Annotated in this window: 21 protein-coding genes; 15 read left to right on the top strand and 6 right to left on the bottom strand. The window is 70.3% G+C overall.

Features of this window, described 5'->3' with window-relative positions; all coding sequences use genetic code 11:
- Position 1 precedes the first annotated feature (1 nt).
- From EAS64_RS09450 to EAS64_RS09420, 7 genes are all read left to right on the top strand, one after another.
- On the top strand, positions 2-763 hold the full coding sequence (locus tag EAS64_RS09450; RefSeq protein WP_439333594.1) for a PDC sensor domain-containing protein: 762 nt from the start codon (positions 2-4) through the stop codon (positions 761-763).
- A gap of 86 nt (positions 764-849) precedes the next feature.
- Positions 850-2,052 (top strand): cytochrome P450, encoded by a 1,203-nt coding sequence (locus EAS64_RS09445; RefSeq protein WP_246115607.1) that lies wholly within the window; start codon positions 850-852, stop codon positions 2,050-2,052.
- Between the two features lie 30 nt (positions 2,053-2,082).
- A complete protein-coding gene (locus EAS64_RS09440; RefSeq protein WP_145852562.1) occupies positions 2,083-2,271 on the top strand; it encodes a ferredoxin in 189 nt (62 codons plus the stop codon).
- Positions 2,272-2,402: 131 nt separating this feature from the next.
- Complete coding sequence (locus EAS64_RS09435) at positions 2,403-2,657, top strand: oxidoreductase C-terminal domain-containing protein (RefSeq protein WP_145852561.1); 255 nt, start codon at positions 2,403-2,405, stop codon at positions 2,655-2,657.
- Positions 2,654-4,039: a glutamine synthetase family protein gene (locus tag EAS64_RS09430; RefSeq protein ID WP_145852560.1), complete on the top strand. Its 1,386-nt coding sequence runs from the start codon at positions 2,654-2,656 to the stop codon at positions 4,037-4,039. Before EAS64_RS09435 ends, EAS64_RS09430 begins: the two co-directional genes overlap by 4 nt.
- The gene (locus EAS64_RS09425; protein WP_145852559.1) at positions 4,036-4,743 is read left to right on the top strand and encodes a substrate-binding periplasmic protein; all 708 of its coding nucleotides are present in this window, start codon (positions 4,036-4,038) and stop codon (positions 4,741-4,743) included. Before EAS64_RS09430 ends, EAS64_RS09425 begins: the two co-directional genes overlap by 4 nt.
- A 13-nt stretch (positions 4,744-4,756) precedes the next feature.
- Positions 4,757-5,497: a gamma-glutamyl-gamma-aminobutyrate hydrolase family protein gene (locus tag EAS64_RS09420; protein ID WP_145852558.1), complete on the top strand. Its 741-nt coding sequence runs from the start codon at positions 4,757-4,759 to the stop codon at positions 5,495-5,497.
- Positions 5,498-5,547: 50 nt separating this feature from the next.
- Here EAS64_RS09420 and EAS64_RS09415 read toward each other — a convergent pair whose 3' ends face one another.
- Positions 5,548-7,275, bottom strand: coding sequence for a RelA/SpoT family protein (locus EAS64_RS09415; protein WP_145852557.1), 1,728 nt, complete (start codon positions 7,273-7,275; stop codon positions 5,548-5,550).
- 246 nt (positions 7,276-7,521) lie between these two features.
- Between EAS64_RS09415 and EAS64_RS09410 the strand changes: the two genes are divergently transcribed.
- From EAS64_RS09410 to EAS64_RS09400, 3 genes are read left to right on the top strand one after another with little or no spacing between them, the layout of a single operon-like run.
- Positions 7,522-7,842 (top strand): DUF3759 domain-containing protein, encoded by a 321-nt coding sequence (locus tag EAS64_RS09410; RefSeq protein WP_187365808.1) that lies wholly within the window; start codon positions 7,522-7,524, stop codon positions 7,840-7,842.
- A gap of 47 nt (positions 7,843-7,889) precedes the next feature.
- Positions 7,890-8,321 (top strand): sensor histidine kinase, encoded by a 432-nt coding sequence (locus EAS64_RS09405; protein WP_145852555.1) that lies wholly within the window; start codon positions 7,890-7,892, stop codon positions 8,319-8,321.
- Positions 8,318-8,923 (top strand): response regulator transcription factor, encoded by a 606-nt coding sequence (locus EAS64_RS09400; protein ID WP_145853470.1) that lies wholly within the window; start codon positions 8,318-8,320, stop codon positions 8,921-8,923. The genes EAS64_RS09405 and EAS64_RS09400 overlap by 4 nt, the downstream gene beginning before the upstream one ends.
- Positions 8,924-8,964: 41 nt before the next feature.
- Here EAS64_RS09400 and EAS64_RS09395 read toward each other — a convergent pair whose 3' ends face one another.
- Complete coding sequence (locus EAS64_RS09395) at positions 8,965-9,696, bottom strand: MerR family transcriptional regulator (protein ID WP_145852554.1); 732 nt, start codon at positions 9,694-9,696, stop codon at positions 8,965-8,967.
- Between the two features lie 54 nt (positions 9,697-9,750).
- On the opposite strand from EAS64_RS09395, the gene EAS64_RS09390 reads away from it, so the two are divergent.
- The 3 genes from EAS64_RS09390 (at position 9,751) to EAS64_RS09380 (ending at position 11,143) form a co-directional block, all read left to right on the top strand.
- On the top strand, positions 9,751-10,053 hold the full coding sequence (locus EAS64_RS09390; protein ID WP_187365807.1) for a hypothetical protein: 303 nt from the start codon (positions 9,751-9,753) through the stop codon (positions 10,051-10,053).
- Positions 10,054-10,132: 79 nt separating this feature from the next.
- Positions 10,133-10,882 carry a hypothetical protein gene (locus EAS64_RS09385; RefSeq protein WP_145852553.1) on the top strand — a complete coding sequence of 250 codons (750 nt, stop codon included), beginning with the start codon at positions 10,133-10,135 and terminating at the stop codon, positions 10,880-10,882.
- A gap of 9 nt (positions 10,883-10,891) precedes the next feature.
- Positions 10,892-11,143: a hypothetical protein gene (locus EAS64_RS09380; RefSeq protein ID WP_145852552.1), complete on the top strand. Its 252-nt coding sequence runs from the start codon at positions 10,892-10,894 to the stop codon at positions 11,141-11,143.
- Here the strand turns inward: EAS64_RS09380 and EAS64_RS09375 are convergent.
- The 3 genes from EAS64_RS09375 to EAS64_RS09365 all read right to left on the bottom strand — a co-directional run bounded on the left by EAS64_RS09375 (position 11,140) and on the right by EAS64_RS09365 (position 15,458).
- Positions 11,140-13,116 carry a 13E12 repeat family protein gene (locus EAS64_RS09375; RefSeq protein ID WP_145852551.1) on the bottom strand — a complete coding sequence of 659 codons (1,977 nt, stop codon included), beginning with the start codon at positions 13,114-13,116 and terminating at the stop codon, positions 11,140-11,142. The genes EAS64_RS09380 and EAS64_RS09375 overlap by 4 nt on opposite strands.
- A 49-nt stretch (positions 13,117-13,165) precedes the next feature.
- Entirely contained in the window at positions 13,166-14,773 is a 1,608-nt protein-coding gene (metG, locus tag EAS64_RS09370; RefSeq protein ID WP_145852550.1) for a methionine--tRNA ligase, read from the bottom strand.
- Positions 14,774-14,939: 166 nt separating this feature from the next.
- Entirely contained in the window at positions 14,940-15,458 is a 519-nt protein-coding gene (locus EAS64_RS09365; protein WP_145852549.1) for a polyketide cyclase, read from the bottom strand.
- A gap of 56 nt (positions 15,459-15,514) precedes the next feature.
- Between EAS64_RS09365 and EAS64_RS09360 the strand changes: the two genes are divergently transcribed.
- Both EAS64_RS09360 and EAS64_RS09355 read left to right on the top strand, forming a co-directional pair.
- On the top strand, positions 15,515-16,054 hold the full coding sequence (locus EAS64_RS09360; protein WP_145852548.1) for an AAA family ATPase: 540 nt from the start codon (positions 15,515-15,517) through the stop codon (positions 16,052-16,054).
- Between the two features lie 57 nt (positions 16,055-16,111).
- The gene (locus tag EAS64_RS09355; RefSeq protein WP_145852547.1) at positions 16,112-16,417 is read left to right on the top strand and encodes a Fe-S cluster assembly protein HesB; all 306 of its coding nucleotides are present in this window, start codon (positions 16,112-16,114) and stop codon (positions 16,415-16,417) included.
- 51 nt (positions 16,418-16,468) lie between these two features.
- Here the strand turns inward: EAS64_RS09355 and EAS64_RS09350 are convergent, their stop codons facing one another.
- On the bottom strand, positions 16,469-16,975 hold the full coding sequence (locus EAS64_RS09350; RefSeq protein WP_187365806.1) for a MarR family winged helix-turn-helix transcriptional regulator: 507 nt from the start codon (positions 16,973-16,975) through the stop codon (positions 16,469-16,471).
- Positions 16,976-17,001: the final 26 nt, after the last annotated feature.

The following is a 17,001-nucleotide window of genomic DNA, read 5'->3' as shown; positions in this document are numbered from 1 at the left end:
CATGAGGAACGAGACGCTGGCTGACCTAGACGCGGCGGCCGCACGCGTGCGCACGCTACTCGAGGGCGAGTTCGGGCCGGTCGAGGCGATCGGCGCCGCCTTCCTCGGGCAGTGGCAGCAGTGCCGCGCCGCGGGCGCGCCGCTGTCGCCCGAGCGCCTGGCGGTCATGCGCGAGGTCATCTGGCACCAGCTGCACCTGCTGCCCGCCGCGGACGGCGCCGGCATCGTGGCCGCGCCGGACGTGGTCGCGGGCAAGCACCGGCACCTGGAGTGGTGGCAGCGCACCATGTCAGGCGAGGGCGACGGCGAGGGCTTCGCGCGGATCCGGCTCAACTTGGATCCCGAGTCCATCGACCTGTACGACTACCTCGACATGGACTGGTTCACCGTGCCAGGCCGGGAGCGGCGCCGCTACGTCTACGGTCCCTATGTCGACTTTTCCGGCGCCGACCGGTACGTGCTCACCATGACCGTGCCGGTCGCCGACGGCACCGAGTTCCTCGGCGTAGCCGGCGTGGACCTGCGGATGTCGCACCTGGAGCCGGAACTCCTCGCGGTGCTGCGCGCCGTCACCGCGCCCGCCGTGCTGGTGACCGCCGAGCGCCGGGTGGTCGCCGCCAACACGCCGCGCTGGATCTCCGGCACCCGGCTCGACCGGCTCCCCGCCCCCGGTGACCGCGCCTTCGACGACAGGGCCTTCGACGCGATCACCGTCGTCGGCGCCGACAGCGGCTGGCTCCTCGCGGCCGCCGCGTCCGGCTAGGCCGCCGCTTCTTGCTGTTATCCAGGACCAGTCTTCGACGGTGGTCCATTCTTGACATCCAAACTCTAATGTTAGAGGATTTAGCCATGGCGCCACCGTACTTCGACATCGAGAGCCCGGACTTCGCCATCAAGTCCGAGCAGGTCTACGCCGCCCGCGAGCAATCCTGGTACGCGCGGACCAACTACGGGCTCGCGGTGCTCCGCTATGACGAGACGAGCCGCCTGCTCAAGCACCCGAAGCTGCGCCAGGGCTCCGTGTCCTGGCCCGCGCACAACGGCGTCATCGAGGGGCCGTTCGCCGGCTGGTGGGCCAGCTGGGTGCTGAACAAGGAGGGCGAGGAGCACCACCGGCTGCGCAGGCTGATGAACCCGGCGTTCTCACCGCGCCTCATCGGCGGCCTCGTTCCCCGCTTCCAGGCGCTGGCCAACGAGCTGATCGACGGCTTCGCCGAGCCTGGCCGCTGCGAGTTCATGGCGGAGTTCGCCGCGCCCTACGCCGCGCGGGTCATCGCCATCATGCTGGGCCTGCCGGAGGAGGAGTGGCCGGTGATCGCCGCCGAGTCGGCCGCGATCGGCCTGGCCATGGGCATCACGCTGCGCACCGAACTGCCCCGCATCGAGCAGGCCCTTGCCAGGCTCTACGCCTACGCCGACGACCTGATCGCGGCCCGCCGCCGCGAGCCCAGGGAGGACTTCGTGACCGCCCTGGTGCGGGCGCACGACGAGGGCGGGCCGGGCGGGGCGGGCGGGAAACTCAGCGACGACGAGCTGCGCGACGGCCTGGTGCTGCTGATCTTCGGCGGCTTCGACACCACGCGCAACCAGCTCGGCCTCGCCATGCAGACGTTCATGGCGAACCAGGACCAGTGGCGCCTGCTCGCCGCCCACCCGGAACTCGGCAAGCAGGCCGTCGAGGAGGTCATGCGGGTCAACCCGACCGTCACCTGGGTGACGAGGGAGGCACTCGAGGACTTCACCTTCGAGGGCCTGGACATCGCCGCGGGCACCACGGTGCACCTGTTCTCGCAGGCGGCAGGGACGGACCCGCGGGCCTTCCCCGACCGCGGGTTCGACATCAGGGCCGAGCGCAAGCCGCACTTCGGCTTCGGCGGCGGCGCCCACCACTGCCTCGGCCACTTCGTCGCGCGCAGCGACATGAGCGAGGCGCTGCCGCTGCTCGCCAGGCGGCTCACCGACCCGCGTCCGGGCGGCCAGGCGCAATGGCTGCCCGACTCGGGCAACACCGGCCCGGTCAGCCTGCCGATCGAATTTACCCCAGCCCCGTAGGCATAGCCGCCCCGTAACGGAGACAGCTCGATGCGCATCGAAGTTGATTTCAGTATCTGCGCCGACCACGGTCAGTGCGCGATCGCCGCGCCGGACATCTTCCGCGTTGACGACGAGGGCCACCTGGTGTTCGACGCGAAACCGGACGACACGCTCCGCCCGGATGCGGAGGACGCTGCCGACGCCTGCCCCGAGCAGGCCATCACCATCATCGACTAGCCGATGGTCAAGCACGTCGCCGTCGTGGGCGCGGGACTCGGGGGGATGCGCGCCGCCGAGCAGCTGCGCGCCGCGGGCCACACCGGGCCGGTGGCCGCGGGGCCCTGCGCGCCGCCGCCACGCTGCACGCGATGCTGTCGGGCGACCCGGTGGACCCCCAGCCGTTCGGGCCGTTGCCCTCGTTCTGGAGCGACCAGGGAGACCTGCGGCAGCAGTCCTTCGGCTGCCTGGGACTCGCCGATGACGTCCGGATCGCCGAGGGCGATCCGCGCGCGCCAGGCCGCGGCCTGCTCGCCACCTACCACCGCGGCGGCCGGCTTGTCGGCAGCGTCGCGGTCAACCTGCCACCAAGCAAGCACCTCAGAGCGGAAATGAGTAAGCGATGACAAGCACCCCGCTTGAGCAGCACCGCGAGGCCAACTCCGACGCCGGCGCGCTCGCCGCCATCCGGGAGCGGATCGAGGCGTCCGGTGTCGAGTTCATCTACTACCAGGGCGTGACCATCACCGGCCGGGTCATCGGCAAGGTGGTGCCCGCCAGGCACCTGGCGCGCAACGCGGGCAAGGGCGTGCAGTTGCACCGCACCGCCGCCGCTGACCTGCAGACCACGCGGGACGGCCAGCTGCTTGGCGGCGGCGTCGAGGCGGCGGAGTTCACCATGCTGCCGGACCTGGACACGTTCGCGGTGCTGCCCTGGGACACGCGGGTGGGCCGGTTCTTCTGCCGCCTGTACGAGCCCGAGCACCTGCCCGAGGGCGGCGGCGCCCCGTACGCGGGCGACGTGCGCGGCAACCTGATCCGGGTGCATGAGGCGTTCACCGCCAAGACCGGCCTCGAGCTGCGCTCCGGCTGCGAGCCCGAGATGACCTGGACCGGGCCTGGCCTCGAGGCGAAGTTCCGGCCCGGGTCGAGCCCCGCCTACCACGTGGAGCACCTGGAGCGGTACCGGCCGATCTATCAGAAGGTGATCGGCTACGCCCAGGCGCTCGGCCTCGACATGATCGAGGGCGACTACGAGGACCCAGGGCAGCTGGAGCTGAACTGGCTGTTCGACCACGCCAACGCGACCGCCGACCGGCTCATCGCCTACCGGCAGATCTGCCGCCAGGTGGGCCGCGAGCTGGGCGTCACGCCGTCGTTCATGCCCAAGCCCGCCACCGGGATGATGGGCAACGGCTGCCACCACAACGTATCGCTGTGGGACGTTGCCACCGGCGCGAACATCCTCGAGGAGCCCGGACGTCGCGAGCTGCACCTCACCGAGGCTGGCGGGCACGCGCTCGGCGGCATCCTGGCGCACGCGGCGGGCGGCATGGCCGTGTTCGGCTCGACGGTCAACTCCTACAAGCGGTACTGGGACGCCGGGCAGTTCGCGCCGTCGCAGATCAACTGGGGCATGGACAACAAGACGTGCACCGTGCGGCTGTCGGCGGTCGGGCGCCTGGAGTTCAAGCTGCCCGACGCGATGGTCAACCCGTACCTGTCGCACGCGGTGCTCATCAAGTCCATCGAGGACGGCCTGGCCACCCGTATCGACCCGGGCGAGCCGCAGGTCGGCTCCTCCTACGGCGGCACGTCGAAGTTCGCGCGGATACCGCTGACCCTCGGCGAGGCGCTCGACGCGTTCGCCGCCGACGAGGTGGTCCGGGAAGCGCTCGGCGCGGAGCTCGCCGACCTGTACGCCGCCTACAAGGCGGACGAGTGGGCGCGGTTCTGCGGCACGGTCACCGACTGGGAATTCCAGATGTACGCCGAGGCGGCACCGTGACTGATCTGCGTCTCGCCTGCATCAACGCCGACGCGCCGCCGCTGTTCGGCCTGGCGGAGGCCGACGGGGAACGCCTGGGATACGAGCCCGCGGTCGGCGCGCTGATCGCCGAGACGCTCGGCTGGGAGCTTTCCTGGGTGTTCCTGCCCTGGTCGGAGATGCTGCCGTCGCTCGACGACGGGCGCGCCGACGCCGTGCTGTGCGGGCAGGGCATCATCCCGGCCAGGCAGGCGGTCGCCGACTTCACCAAGCCGTACGCGGTGTTCCACGAGTCGGTCCTCGTCCGGGCGGGCGACCAGGCGACCACGCCCGGCCACCTGCGCGGCAGGAAGGTCGCCGCGATCGCCGGGTCCACCAACATGGCGCTCGCGCAGATGTTCGACGGCGCGGTGACGGTGCCGTTCGGCGGTGATTCTGACGACGTGTTCGGCGAAATGCTCGACGCGCTCCGCTCGGGCGCTGTGGACGCGGTGGTCGACGACGACGTGGTGTTCGTGCCGCTGGCCGGCTCCGCGGAGTTCGACCTGGCGTTCACCGTGCCGACGGGCAACCGCTGGGGCCTGGCTGTCAGCAAGAACCGCCCGTCGCTGCTCGACGCGCTCGACGAGGCCCTCGCGGCGGTGAAGGCCGACGGCCGGCTCGCCGCCGCGTGGCGGGAAATCCTGCCCACCCTCGACTACCCCTTCCCCTTCACCGCGAACTGAGGTCCTGTCACTCATGCGTCCCCTGATCGCGGTGGTCGGCCGCCGTGCCTCGAAGTCCTGCGTGCTGCGGTTTTCCGGCACCATCGCCGCCGAGGCGGTCTGCGACGCGGTGCTGCGGGCCGGCGGCGAGCCGGTCATCTGGCACGGCGGCGACCGCGAGGCCATCGCCGAGGCGCCGGCCCGGCTGTCCAGCTTCGACGCGGTGGTGCTGCCGGGCGGCGGCGACCTCAGTCCCGCCAGGTACGCGCAGGCGGCTGACGTGCGCTGTGCGGCGCCCGACGAACTGCAGGACGAGTTCGACCTCGCGGTCATCCGCTCGGTCCTGCGCGGCGCCGGCCCTGGCGCTTCCGGTCTCGACGACGCGGTCCCCGCGCTGGCGATCTGCCGCGGCCTGCAGGTGCTCAACGTGGCCTGCGGCGGCACGCTCCGCCAGCACCTGCCCGACGGTCCGGTGCCGCACCTCGGCAGCCTGCACGAGGTCACCATCGCCCGCGGCACCCGGCTGCGGCAGCTGGCGGGCGCCGACACGATCACCGTGTCCTCCTACCACCACCAGGCCATCGACCGGCTCGGCGCCGGCTTGCGCGCGATCGCCTGCGCGCCCGACGGATGCGTCGAGGCGGTCGAGCACGGCGCGGCCGGCGTGCTGGCCGTGCAGTGGCACCCCGAGGACCAGGCAGGCCCGTGCGACCAGGCGCTGTTCGACGATCTGGTGGCGCGCGCCCGCGACCGGGTGTCGGCCGCCATCGGCTAGAGTCGCCGTCCCCTAGAAAGACAGGGATCGCACCGAACGGTTGCGTGGCCTCACGCCTGGGACACCGCGATTCCCAGGTGCCCGAGGAACTCCACGACGGGCAGCTGGTCCCGGCCGACCGCCTCGTAGAGTGCGTCAAGGTCGGCGAAGCCAAGGCGACGGGCGACGCTGAACGCGGTGCCGTTGTCCTCGTGCTCGCGCAGGTCGCCGCCGAGGGCGGCGGCCTGCTTCGCCGCCGCGGCGCGGCCGAGCACGGAGGCCTCGTCAGCCATCCGGCTCGCGATGGCCGCCTTCAGGTGCGTCCGCGCGTGACCGCTGCGCGCGGCGGCCAGCCAGGAGTCTGGCGGGTCGGCGTAGGGTCCGGTGATCAGGTCGACGACCTGGCCGTGCGCCAGCCGGTTCTCCATCGACTTGCGCATCCCGTTGACTAGTACGCCGACCGCGCTGCCCGCGGTGGCAGACGACACGGTGTAGGCGAAGTCGACAGCGGTGGAGCCCTCGGGCAGCTTCACCGGCACCCCCGCCGGGGTGAACACGACGATGCCGCCGCCGCTCAGGTCCGCGCGCAGCCCGTCAAGGAAGTCCCCAGGCGCGGCGAGCGGCTGCCAGGCGAGCAGCCGGTTCAGCCAGTCGAGGTCCGCCTGGCGGGCCAGGTCCGCGCTGACCTTGCCGTCCCTGCCGCCCGCCTCGCGGATGCGCGCCGCCACGCCGTAGGTGGCCACCGCGTCCATCGCTCGGGTCCTGATCAGCACGCCCGCGGGCTCGCCGCCGATCAGCACGGCGGTGTGCAGCGAGCGGTACATGTTGTACTTGGGCATGCTGATGTAGTCGCGGAAACTGTCGTCGACCGGCGCCCAGCGGCCGTGCAGCGCGCCGAGCGCGACGTAGCAGTCGGCCTCGGTCCCCTCGACGACGACCACGACGCGGGCCGTCTCGGCCGGCCGCAGCCGCCCGCCCGATTCTGAGGCTTCCGCCGGCAGGGCCCGGTGGATGGAGTACAGGTGCCGCGGGCGGGCCTGCACCTGTGCGCGCACCCCGGTGGCGGCAAGTTCGGCGCGCATCCCGGTGATCAGTTCGCCGAGCGCGGCGCGACGCTCGTCCTCGGCTTCCCGCAGCAGCGTGCGGACCCGTTCGTGCGCCTCGGGAGCGAGGGTGGCGAACGCCAGGTCCTCCATCTCCCGCTGGAAGTCATACAGCCCGAGCCGCTGGGCGAACGGCACCAGCAACTCCATCGACGCCCGCGCGATCCGCTCCCGCTTCTCCCGTTTGGGGTGGTGGCCGAGGGTGCGCAGGTTGTGCACGCGGTCGGCCAGCTTGATGACCAGGACCCGCAGGTCGATCGAGGCGGCGAGGATCATCTTGCGGAACGTCTCGCCCTCCGCGTGGTCGCCCCACTTGGAACCGTCGAGCTTGGTGACACCGTCGACGAGGACCGCGACCTCCGCGCCGAATTCCGCCTTCACCTGGCCGATGGTCAGCCCAGTGTCCTCCACGGTGTCGTGCAGCAGCGCGGCGACCAGCGTGGTGGTGTCCATCCCGATGTCGGCCAGCAGGATCGCCACCGCGAGCGGGTGGGTGATGTACGGCGCGCCTGACTTGCGCATCTGCCCGGCATGCCAGTGGTCGGCGACCGCGTAGGCGTGCCTGAGCAGGCCGGCGTCGGCCAGCGGGAAGACGCGCCGGTGCGCGGCGATCAGCGGCGCGGCCGCCTCGGCCGTCGTGTCGGCCTCGGGAGCGCCGCCGCTCGCGAAGCCGCCGAACCGCCGGGCGTCAGGCACGTCCTTGTCCCATCGTCACGCTGGGTTTTCACCCGCTGCGACAGACACTAGCCGGTGAGCGGCCAGCGCGCAGTCTCCTTCCGAGACACGTGTGACGTGTCATCATTACCCGGACGCGGTGCCGCGGACCTGCCGCGATTGCTTTGCGGGATGTTGGCATCGCCTTGGTGCCCGCATACTGGCGCTACGCGCTTCTTGCTGTTATCTCGGTATGGAGCACGCGCACAATGGATTAAGTTCGGGCCTATGGGACTTTTCTCGCATCACCACGCGCGGGACGCTTACGACCAGGTGTACGGCGGCGGCCGGCCGCCGCACGAGGTCACCCACGAACTGCTCGCGGGCGCGGCCGCGTTCGAGGCCATGCGCATGTACGAGCACCACCGCGAGCGCCAGGGCATTCCCGAGCACCACGAGCTCGCCAAGGAACTCCTGGCCGGCTTCGCTGCCGCGGAGATCGAGAAGCACTTCGAGAACAACCGCTACGGCCACCTGAATCACCGCGACGCCAGGCGGCTCGCCGAGCAGCAGGCCGAGTATCTCTGGCAGGAGCGCCACGGGCGGTAACGAGCACGCCCCGCTGCCGAGTTCGGCACCGACATCGATGCCGCCGGATGGCCGCGTCGTGGCCCCCTTCCCCGCGCGGGACAACCAACCCGGCGCAGGCGCAGCAGCAGGCCGCGGACATCGAGGAGATCGGCCGCGTGGCGCTCGGCGAGGTGCGCCAGGCCGTCGCCGGCTACCGCGGCAGGGGCCTGGCGCGCGAACTCGAGGCCGCCCGCGCCGCGCTGGCCGACGCCGGCATCGCCACGGAGGTGCGGCAGGACGGCCCGCCCGTTCCCCCCGGCGCGGACGCCCTGCTGGGCTGGGTGGTCCGCGAGGGCATCACGAACGTGATCAGGCACAGCGGCGGGCGGCGGTGCGAGATCGACGTGCGCGATTGCGGCGGAAGCGTGACCGTGACGATCCGGGACGACGGGCCGTCATCGTCGGCGTCCGCGGCCCTGACGTCCGGCGGGCACGGTCTGGACGGGGCGTGCCCGTGATCCGCGTGCTGCTCGCCGAGGACCAGGGGATGATGCGCAGCGCGCTCGCGCTGCTGCTCGGCATGGAGGATGACATCGAGGTAGTCGCCCAGGTCGAGACGGGAGACCGGGTGCTCGCGGCCGCGCTCGACACAAGGCCGGACGTGGCACTGCTCGACATCGAGATGCCCGGCCGCAACGGCATCGACGTGGCCGCCGACCTGCGGGCGCGGCTGCCCGGCTGCAAGGTGCTCATCGTGACCACCTTCGGCCGCCCCGGCTATCTCCGGCGAGCGATGGAGTCGGGCGCCAGCGGGTTCCTGATCAAGGACGCCCCGGTCGAGGAGCTGGCCGAGGCGATCCGCAAGGTCCGCGACGGGCACCGTATCGTGGACCCCGCCCTCGCTGCAGCGGCCCTGTCCGCCGGGCCCAGCCCGCTCACCGACCGCGAACGCGACGTGCTGCTGGCGGCGGACGGCGGGACGACCGTCGCCGACATCGCCGCGCGGCTGTTCCTGTCCGAGAGCACGGTGCGGAACTACCTTTCTTCCGCCATCGGCAAGACGCACGCGCGCAACCGCATCGAAGCCGCGGAGACCGCCCGCAGCAACGGCTGGCTCTAGTGCTCTGACAGGCGGACGACTGCCTATGTGCTGGCCTCGTGTCATGCGCCCAGCCGCGTGCGAATCAGCGTATCCAGTCGTCGCCAGGCCGGCGACGCGGCGTTGACCGCGTCTTGGATAAGGGCGGGAATCTCGGAGACCGGATCCGCCTGAGGCAGTTCGCCCGATCCGTAGCGACTCCGTGTCGCCTCGACGATCCGCCGGGCGAGGTCGTCAATCCGGGGATCGCCAGGATCGAGGTCATACGCGCCGTCGTAGTCGAGAAAGAGCTGCCGCAGCTCAGGATCGGACAAGGTCTCGCTCTGGTCTCTGAACACGGCGGCAGCCTGGTCGGGGTGGGTGGCGAAGACGAGGATCCACAGGTCACGCTGGAGATCCACCCACCGGGAGGTGAATCCCCACCTCGCCAGATTCTCCAGGTGAGCGCCGATCCCGTCGGGCAGCGCTGGCGACTGTCCGGAAGCAAGCTCACGCAGGCGCCCCTGGGTTGCCTGCAGTCCACGGATCCTCATGGCTAGTTCCTCGTCGATGGCGTGCAGCGCCAGGCGGAAGTCTTTCTCGTTCGCTGATCTCAGCTCGCGGATGCGGGCCAACGGGACACCGGCTTCGCTGAGTGTTCGGATCTTGATCAGAGCGACGACGTCCTCCGCGCCATAGCGCCGGTAGCCGGAGGCGTCACGGCCGGGCTCGGGGAGCAGCCCCTTGTCGTGGTAGACGCGGATGGTCTTGACTGACACACCGACACACCTGGCGAGCTGCCCGATGGTGATCACCTTCCCATCGTGTCACTTGACCTTGCCCCTGGGGCAGGGCTGCATCCTGGCGTCATGGCGAACATGAACTTCGATCGGGAGACCCTGCGCGCGCTGGCTGACGCAGGGAACGAGACCGCTCTCGACCGGCTTGCCGATCTCGCCGACGCAGCCGGGAACCTCCAGGAGCTGAGCGAGTTGCTGGACGAGGGGTCCATGCACGCGGGCTGCCTGTTGACCCGACGCGCACTCGCCGCCGGCGATCTGCGCGAGCTGCAGCGGATCGCCGATGCCGGATATGAGGAGGCAGAAAACGAGCTCAACAGATTGCTAAAGGGACAACCCGACGGCCAGGAGGGTCGAACAGCCGACCCATGACCCGGTGAACCGAATCTCTGCGGGACCCGTTGGCATTGGGTGAGGGGCCGACATTGGGTGCGTACCTTGGGCGGTGGCGGTGCGGATCGACCAGCCGGAGGACCGCGACGACGCTCCGGCCAGTGTCGACCTGGCGGCCGTCGGCGTGCCCGATGTGCGAGAGGCACCCAAGCCCGACGCCGCGGATCCTCCAGACGTCGCGGGCCGGACGGAACGGACGCTTGAGCATCGGGCCAGGGTGGACGCGGCTTACCGCACGTACGCCATCGACCAGGGCTGCGCGCGAGTGGAGAAGATCGAGCGGGAGATGGTTACGCCCGCCATGCGGCGGATCGAGGCCGAGGATCCCGAGCGGCACCTGGCGGGCCTGGAACACCGGCTGAAGGAGCGATACCGCATCGAGGAAAAGGTTACTCACGACATCGAGAAGCGCGGTGTCTCAGCATCAGACGCATTCGCCACGATGAAGGATGCGATTCGTTACACCTACTGCTATCCCGACGACCACTATGCGGACGGCGTTCCAGCCGACTGTGAGCGGCTCAAGGCAGCGGGCTTCGAACACGTGGATTCTCGAAACTGGTGGCCACATGACGAGTACAAAGGTTTCAACTCCTGGTGGCGGGTCCCAGAGAATGGCCAATTGTTTGAGGTTCAGTTCCACACACAGGCGAGCCTTGATGCTAAAGAGGAGACGCATGCCGCCTACGAGCGGCTGCGGAAGCTACCGCCAGATCACGCGGAGGTTCGCGACCTGCGCGCCTACCAGCGAGAGGTCACTGCGAAGATCCCCATGCCACCTGGGGCACTGGACATTTCGATTTCCTAGGAGTCAGCAATGCCAACCAGGATCACGTACTTCGCGATCGTTGATGCGTACAGCAGCCGAGAAGCGCCCGGAGGAGTCTTGAGGCGCGTCGAACAGGACGACGGAGAGTACGACGAGGAGTTCGGGAGCGATTTGGCGTGGACTCGGAGTTGGCTGCTCTACTCCTATGAGCGGGGCAACGGGGACAGTCAGTTCTATGAGATCACCGAGGACGAGGCGAACCGGATTGTCGATCGCATCCGGCGCTCCGTAACTGGTTAGGCTGTGTAGCGCCAGGGTTCCTGGGTGTAGGTGCGGCCGGTCGGGGTCGTCCACTGGTGCCAGCCGGGCTTGGGCTGGGTGACGGTCCAGCCTGCGGTTTGCTTGACCTGGTGGCAGCGTCTGCTGCGGGCGCCGGCGTTGCAGGCGTCGGTCGTGCCGCCCTTGTCGTACGGGATTGCGTGCTCGAAGTCGGACTCGCGGGCGGCGCGGGAGCAGGTCGGGAAGGTGCACTGGTGGTCGCGGACCTGGACGAGACGGCGCAGCCGGTCGCCCGGCTGGTAGGCGCTGGTCTGATACCGGTGGTCGCAGTCATGGGTAGGCACGAGGTCGAACCGCACGGTGAGGTGCCGCCCGCCGGGCAGGATCAGTGTCCAGGTCCCCGGTTTCCTCGGCATGAGTTCCCAGTCACCCGGCGGCGCGCCGGACCTTGGCTGGCTGGTCTGCGCTAGCTCGCGCAGGAGCGTCTCGGCGATGGTGATGTTGACACGTGCGGGCAGTGCGGCCAGCGTCGGGCCCGGCGGGTGCGTTTGTGGGTTGGCGCCGCGGGCTGGACGTGCGATGCCGTGCCCGGTCGCGTAGCCGCTCCCGTCCACGACGGTGATTTCCCAGCGGGAGTTCGGGCAGCGGGCGGCTGCGGCGGTCAGCTGCCGGGTAAGTGCTGGGTCGAGTGGGCCGAGCAGCCGGTTGTCGCCGGCGCGTTCGGCCCGGTGCTGGAGGGTGGCCAGCGGGACCGTCACCTCGGCCAGCGGCGGGGACGGCGGTTCGGGAACTTCCTGCCCGTCCGGACCGCCGCCGCCATCGCCGCCTAGATCCGGGATGTCGTCATCATCATCGCCGCCGGGACCGGGAATGTCGCCGCCGGTGCCGGTGCCGGTGCCGGCGACGGGAGCCGGGCTGCCGCCGCCACTGTCACCGGGACCATCGCCGTCTCCTCCGCCGTCAGTGGGAGGCAGTCCGGGGCAATCGCCGTCGTCCCCGCCGAACCAATCCTCATCACCGTCGTCGCCTGCGGTGTCCGGGCCGGGCCCACCGGACGGCTGGGGGCTTCCCCGGCCCGCACCGTGCGGGCCGGGCGGCTCCTGGCCGGCGGCGGCGAACGCGATCCGGTCGGCGGCCGGGATCTGGCCGAGCAGGTCCAGATACGCCTGCGCCTGCAGGCGGCTGGTGTCCTGGCCCGGGAACGCCCCCGACGCCGCGTACACGGCGGCCCGGGCCGTGACGTTCGCGTGCCCGGCCAGCGCCTCGGCGGCCGGCAGGTCACGGCCGGACAGGCCGGCCGTGCCGGCCTCCTCGCGGAACACCGTGACCCGCGCCTGGCGCTCGGCCTTCGACCGCCGTCGCTCGGCCACGTCGGGGGCCACGGCGAGGGCGGCTCGCCAGGCGAGGCGCTCGACCTGCGGGTAGGTCTTGCCGTCCAGGTCCCCTGCGATCAGCGCCTCCGCGCGGGCCGCCTCGCCTTCGTCCAGGGGGTCGAAGACCTGCGCGACCAGCCGGGCCTTCGACCGGGTGAGGATGCCGTCGGCGAGCAGCCGTCCGATGCCCGGCAGCCGCACCCTGAGCGTCCAGGCCAGGCCGGCGAGGTTCTGCGCCGACATCGGCCCCATGGCCAGGGCGGCGGCGATCTCGTAGTTGAGGGAGTCGTCCCACCCTTGAGCCATGCCGGTGCGGCGGCTCAGCACTGGGGTGCCGGCGTCGTCGTCGTGCATCATCGCGGCCAGCGCGCCCATCAGGCCCGCGGCCGCCCATGATTCGACCGCAGCCCACTGGCGTGCGATCCCGGTCAGCGCGTCAGTGCCGGCACTCTCGTACAAGCCGCCTGGCCCGGCGACCCGCTCAAGGACGGCGGCGAGCGCCGCGGACGGGGCGGTCCTCTCCCAGGCCCCGCCGTGTTCGAACGCGGCGAGCACCTCGGGCAGGCTGGGGTCATGGCCGGGCGTGCCGCCCTGCCAATCACCGCTTGCCTGCCAGTCCATGACCGCCCCCGTTCGAAGGAAAGATCATCTTTCAGTTACTAATCGAATACTACTGCGAGGGTCTGACATTCCGGCGCGACGCACCGGGCGGTGGCCCTGACGCCGCAATGGGCGGGGTGATCCTGGGCAGGATCGGTGCGGGGGGCGGGAGGAGCCCATCTTCGTCTGGCGTGCACTGGCGGGAAATGCGCGCCGCGGTGTCGGGGAGGAACGGTGCCAGGTAATTGCCGATGGCCTGGCAGGCGGAAAGGAGCGCGGACAGCACGGCGTCGAGCTCCGTCGATGCTCCGGTCCTTGCCAACTCCCACGGGCGTGCGCGGTTGACGTAGCGGTTGGCCTGATCGGCGATCTGCCAGACCGCCTCGGTGGCGCGGCGGAAGTCGAAGACCTCTAGCGCTTCGGCGATCGATGCCGCGGCGTCCGCCACGGCACGGGCGAGGGGGGAATCGCCCGGCACGCTCACCGAACCCGAACCCGAACCCGAACCCGAAGCCCAAGCCGAACCCGAACCCGAAGCAGAACCGGCCGGTACCTGACCACCGCAGTAGCGGTGGATCAGTGCGACCACGCGACTGACGAGGTTGCCGAACCCGTTCGCGAGTTCGTCGTTGGCACGGCTCACGAGGCGGTCGATCGTGAAGTCGGCGTCGCCGCCCCTGGGGACCTCGCGCAGCAGCCACCAGCGCACTGGGTCCGTGCCGAAGCGGGCGACGAGATCGTACGGGTCGACGGTGGCGCCGCTTGACTTGCTGATCTTCCGTCCGTGTTCTGTGAGGTAGCCGTGGATGACGATGTCCGTGGGAAGGGCCTCGCCGGCGGATAGCAGCATCCCCGGCCAGTAGACCGCGTGGAACCTGAGCACTCCCTTGCCGAGCAGGTGGACGCGACGCGACGCGCCGGTCCACCAGCGGCCGAAGTTCTCGCCGTCGTCGGCGTAATCCAGTGCCGTCAGGTAGTTACCGAGCGCGTCCCACCAGACGTAGATCACCTGGGCAGGGTCACCGGGGACCGGAATGCCCCAGCCGCGCGCGCGTTCGGTGCTGCGCGAGACGGAGAAGTCCTGAAGTCCTGCGTCGATGAGCGCCAGGACCTCATTGCGGCGCTCGGCCGGCTCGATGCGGATCGTGCCGTCGGCGATGAGGCCGCGCAGTTGGCCGGCATACCGCGACAGGCGAAAGAACCAGTTCTCCTCGGACACGAGATCCGGCACGGTGCCGTGGTCGGGACAGCGGCCGCCGGCCAGTTCGGCCGCCGTGTAGAACTGCTCGCAGCCGATGCAGTACAGGCCCTCGTAGGACCTGCGGTACAGGTCGCCGCTGGCGGCGCAGGCCCGCCACAGGCGCTCGACACCCGCCGCGTGGCGCGGATCGCTGCTCGTCCGGATGACATCGTCGACGCTGAGCCGCAGCGGCGCGGCCAGCCCGGTGAAGGTGGCCGCGTTGGCGTCGACGAACTCCTGCACACCGATCCCCGCCGCCTGCGCGGCGAGCACGTTCTTCAGCGAGTTGTCGTCGGTGCCCGACTGGAACCTGACCTGCCGGCCGGCGCCCCGGTGATGGCGGGCGAGCACGTCGGCCTGCACCAGTTCAAGCGCGAAGCCCAGATGCGGGCGCGCGTTGACGTAGGGAATGGTGGTGGTGATGTAGACGGTGGTCATCGGAACCTCCAGGTAGACGGGGCTCCGACCGCCGCGACGGCGGAAAATGAATCGAGGCCCCGTGATCAGGGCCTCGGAAACGGACATGCGTGCAGCGTCAGTGGCCCCGCGAGCGGGGCATCATGCGGCTGAACGCGTCCATGCCTTTACGGTACCCGTGCGGTTCCTAGCCTGCCGAACCATTTAGGCGAGGGTGGCGTTCCGCCAGTCGCTTCAGGTTCAGCAGCTGCCTGCGCGCCATGATCAGGTCGCCGAGTGTCAGGCCGAAGGCTCTCGGCCGGCTTGTCTCCATCACCACCTTGAGCAGCAGGCGCGTCCCGCCGCGATCCTGGGGCACGAGGACGTAGGACATGTAGGCGCCCATGATGGTCCCGGTCAGCTGCCTCCCGGTCTCGACCGACAGGATCCGGCCCAGTGGGCGCCCGCCGACGGTGGTGAACTGCTCCCCCGCGCGCGGCTCCGCAAGGCCGGCGAGTTCCCGTGGCGAGCGCCGGCCGCGGTTGTCGATCCAGTCGTAGGAGTAGGGCGCTATCCGCACCTGCGCCACCCACGGCCAGACCGCCTCGGCGGGCGCCGCCACCCTCACCCCGCGCCAGGCGCGCACCGCGGGCGTGGCGACGAACTCGTCGCACGGGTAGGAGCGGTTGACCTCGCTCTCGGTCACGCCCCATCGATCGCCGATCATGAACCCATTCTGCTAATCACATGCCGCGCATGGACATGCCGCGAAAGGATCGATGCGTGATCATCTGGCTCAACGGAACCTTCGGTGCGGGAAAGACCACGACGGCCAGGCAATTGGTTCGCCGGCTGCCCAACGCCAGGCATTTCGACCCGGAACAAGTGGGCTACCTCCTGGTCACAGCGCTCGATGATCACGAATTCAAGGACTTCCAGGACCTGCCTCCGTGGCGCGAACTTGTCCCGGTCTTCACCGAGAGGATCGCGAGCTTCACCGGCCAGCACCTGATCGCCGTGCAGACCGTGCTCCGCGAGGACTACTGGCACGAGCTGACGCAGGGCTTCGAGCGGACCGCGCTCGACATCTTCCATGTGCTGCTGCACGTCGACTCGGACGTCCTGGCCGAGCGCATCAAGGCGGACCAAGTTGACGCGAAGGCGTGTCAGTGGCGCCTGGACCACATCAGCGACTACGAGAAGTCGCGCCCGTGGCTGGAGTCGGCGGCTGACCTCGTTGTCGACGGCACGAACCTGCCCGTCACCGACGTTGCCGAACGGATCGCGGCGGAGGCGGAGAAGCGCGTCGTTTTCATTTCGTGATCTGGCCGGCTAGCCTCGCAGACCTCTGCTGGACGATCAACGAGAGGTGACCAACACATGCTGGTCCTGACTCAAGCGGCCGCTGAGGTCGTCAAGTCCGTAACGTCCGCCCCGCAGCTTCCTCAGGCGGCCGGCCTGCGCATTTCCTCGTCTGTGGCGGGACCGGAGGACGCGAGCTCGCTCCAGGTCGAGGCTGTGCCAGGACCTGACGCGGAAGACCAGGTTCTCGAGGCGGCCGGGGCGCGCGTCTTCGTGGCGCCGCAAGCCGCTCGCTACCTCGATGACAAGATCCTCGACGCCCAGGTCGACGAGACGGGAAACGCCAGGTTCTCGCTTGGCGTGCAGGAGCCTGGAGAGGTCTAAGTCCCTGCGCGGTACCGTCGGCGACATACCGTACAGCCGCCGGCGGTGCCGCTACCCGCCCTGCGGGATGCCTTCCGCGCTGGCGAGGATCTGCCGCAGGGCCACCACCGCCCGCGCGTGCTGAGCAGGCGAGAGGCCGCCGAGCAGGCGCCGCTCGATCGCCAGGACATGGGGGAACGCGTCGTCGATGACCCGCTCACCCGCTGGCGTGAGGGAGATGAGCGCGCCGCGGCCGTCGGCCGGGTTCGGCGAGCGCTCGACCAGGCCCGACCTCTGCAGCGCGGCGATGCGCTTGGTTACGGCGGCCGCGCTGACGAGGGTGACCGTGCGCAGCGACCCCGGCGTCTGCGGCGTGCCGGCCCGGCGCAGTGCGGCGAGGACGTCGAACTCTCCCCGGCTCAGGCCCAGTTCGCCAAGGAATGTTCCGGTCTCCCTGTCGATGAGCGCGGCTGCCCGCAGCAGCCGGGCGGCGAGCTCCAGCGTGCTCAGGTCAAGACCGGGACGCAGCGCCTGCCACTGCCGGGTGATCGCGTCCACCGCATCGCCTTCTCGCGCCATGGCCGGGATGATACACCTGTGAAGCA

It is taken from the genome of Trebonia kvetii (genome assembly GCF_007827045.1).
Classification (GTDB): domain Bacteria; phylum Actinomycetota; class Actinomycetes; order Streptosporangiales; family Streptosporangiaceae; genus Trebonia; species Trebonia kvetii.
This window is presented reverse-complemented; position numbering and strand designations above follow the sequence as displayed.